Origin of the sequence: Stenotrophomonas sp. HMWF003, assembly GCF_003061285.1 — a bacterium.
In the GTDB taxonomy this organism is placed as follows: Bacteria; Pseudomonadota; Gammaproteobacteria; order Xanthomonadales; family Xanthomonadaceae; genus Stenotrophomonas; species Stenotrophomonas maltophilia_AP.
This window is the reverse complement of sequence record NZ_QAIW01000344.1, coordinates 686-3,441: the sequence shown is the minus strand read 5'-3', so window position 1 is coordinate 3,441 and position 2,756 is coordinate 686. Positions and strand designations below refer to the sequence as shown.

Genomic DNA, 2,756 nt, shown 5'->3' with positions numbered 1-2,756 from the left:
GCGTGGGCACGCGCGTAAGCGCCGAAATGGCGGCGGTCGGCCGCCAGCCAGCGGTCACGCTCGGCCACCTCGTCCGGCGCCAGCGCGCCGCGGTCCTCGCGCGCCACCCACTGCGCGGCCTGGTCGTCGATCGGGTTGGTATCAGCGGTGCCGTGCATGAACTGCCTCCGTGCTGTCCGGTTTCCCTGTGGACCCTGCATAACCCGCATCCTGTTTCATCGATTCCATCAACAACCGAATACCCTTGCACACGTGCTTTTCCACCGTGTTTTCGCTGATCTGCATGCGCTCGGCGATCTCGCGCTGCGAGAACCCCTCCACCCGTCGCAGGATGAACGCCTGGCGGCATTTGTCCGGCAACTGCGCGATCAGCGCGGTGACTTTGTTGAGTTCCTGGCGCGAAGACGCCAGCCGTTCCGGTGAGGCGTCCTCACCGGTGATCGGCAGCCGGTCGAACTCGGCCACCATTTCAATCGATACCACCTGGGCGCGCCGCAACTGCTGCAGCACCACCGATTGCGCCACCTGGTAGACGTAGGCCCGCGGTTGCCGCACGTGCGATACGTCGGCCATTGCCGCCAGGATCGCGTAGGTTTCCTGCACCACATCGTCCACGTCCTGCGCCTGCGCCATGCGCCGCCGCAGCCAGTCGCGCAGGCCCCGCTCGCACGGCAGGACATGCTCGGCCAACCACAACGCACGCTCTGCTGCCACTGTTGCGCCCATTTGAACTCCTGCTGCGCTGCCCGGCAGTGGCCGGGCAGCGATGTAAGGAACCACCTGCGGATCAGAACGCCTTGGTCACGCTGGCATACCAGTAGCGCGGATACGCCTGGTAAACCGCCGAGGAGTAACCATAACTGTCATCGGAGACCGGCGGCCGCTTGTCGGCGATGTTGTTGGCCCCCAGCTTGACCGATACCCCGTTGAACAGACCCTCGCGGTTGAAGTCGTACTTGACGTAGGCGTTGGCCAGCGTCTGCGACTTCACCGTCCACGGCGTGCCATCGGCCAGGGTCAGGCTGGTTTCGTGGTAGCTGCTGGCATAGCGCGCGCTCGCCCCGATGCTGAGGTTCTGGTAGCGCCAGGTGAGCGTGCCGCTCCACTTCCACTGCGGGTTGCCGCCGTCGCCGATCAGGTCGCCGCCGCCGGTGATGGCGATCGACGGATCGACCAGGCCGGTCGCCTTGGCGTCTTCCAGCGCCTGCAGCGCCGGCGAGCGGTCGCGGTAGAACTCGATCAGGCGGGTTCCGTTGATGCCCACGTCGAACCGGCCGATGCGGGTTTCCGGCGAGCTCCAGGCCACGCTGTAGTCCACCCCGCGCACGGTCTGCGGCTGCATGTTGACGTACTGGTCGGTGACATACAGCACCTTGCCGGCGGCATCCAGGCCGGTACCGGCGAAGCGCGCGATGTCATCGGCGGTGGGCGCGGCGCGGACCACGTTCGGATTGCTGCTGCCCTGCTGCCGCAGCAGGTAGTCCAGGATCAGCCCGTTGCCTTCGCCGAACAGGCCGATGATGCCTTCCTGTTCGTACTTGTAGTAATCCACCGCGAAGGTGAAACGACCGAAGTCCTCGGGGATGAACTGCGGCTGGAACACGATGCCTGCGCTGGTGTTGGTCGAGGTTTCCGGCTTGAGGTCGGGGTTGCCCGAGCGCCGCGCGGTGGTGGAGGACCGGTAGGTGCTGCCACAGGCATTGATCGAGGCGAGCGCGCCGGAGCGCACGTCGGCTTCGCACTGGATGTAGTCGGTGCGGGTGTTGGACCGGCTGACCACGGTGGCGTTGACCTGCTCCAGGTTCGGCGCGCGGAAGCCCTTGGCCCAGGACGCGCGCACGGTAAGCCCGTCGATCACGGTCCAGCCGAGGGCCAGCTTGGGCTTGGTGACGCTGCCGAAATCGCTGTAATGCTCGGCACGCCCGGCCACCTGCAGGTCCAGCGCGCGTACCAGCGGAATGGACATCTCACGCGAGACCAGCGGCACCGAGAACTCGGCGAACAGACCGGCCACGGTGCGCGACCCTTCGGTGTCCGGCGTCGGGCTCACCCCGTACATGTCGCTGGGGTAGCTGATGCCGGTGATGCTGTCGGTATAGGTGACGCTGCCATCCACGCGCGCATCGCGGTCGTCGCGCTGGGTTTCGCGGCGCACTTCCAGGCCGGTGGCCATGCCCACGTCACCGGCCCAGGTGCGGAACAGGTCCGGGCGCGAGGCCTTCAGGTCCCACAGGTACAGCTCGGTCTCGCTGCTGCGGGTGGCCTTGTAGAAGAACCGGTCGAGCTTGGCGTAGTCGTTGCAGCCGCCGCAGAACGGGTTGTAGGCGGCCGAGGTGGCGTCGGTCAGCGCCTGCTGGAACAGTGTCATGCTGACCGCGTCCTGGGTGTCGACAACCTTGGCCCTGGAATACAGCGCCGCGGTTTCCCAGTCGAACCCGAAATGGAAGCCGCGCAGGCCACCCAGCGCACGCACCTGGGTGTTCTTGACGTCGATCTGGGTGGGCCGCTCGAAGCGGTAGCTGCTGATGCTGACCGGAATGCCGCCGGCGGCCACGTTGAGGTTGGCCAGCCGGTTGGGGTTGGCACTGCCATCGGGCAGCGTGGTGGCGCCGAACGGGTTCCAGTAGTTGCTGGCGGCCACGGTCATCGGCAGCGCGGCAATGGTGTTCACGCCGGACTGCAGGCTGCGTGCCTTGGACTGGTACCAGCCGGCCTCGCCGAAGGCGGTGATGCCGTTGTCGAAGTCATGCTTGCCG

At 66.5% G+C, this 2,756-nt stretch carries 2 protein-coding genes; both read right to left on the bottom strand.

Annotated features, from left to right (window positions below):
• Positions 1-141: 141 nt before the first annotated feature.
• Entirely contained in the window at positions 142-726 is a 585-nt protein-coding gene (locus DBR34_RS13805) for an RNA polymerase sigma factor (protein ID WP_128097217.1), read from the bottom strand.
• Positions 727-787: 61 nt separating this feature from the next.
• On the bottom strand, positions 788-2,756 hold a 1,969-nt coding region (locus tag DBR34_RS13800; protein ID WP_181394013.1), incomplete at its 5' end, for a TonB-dependent receptor.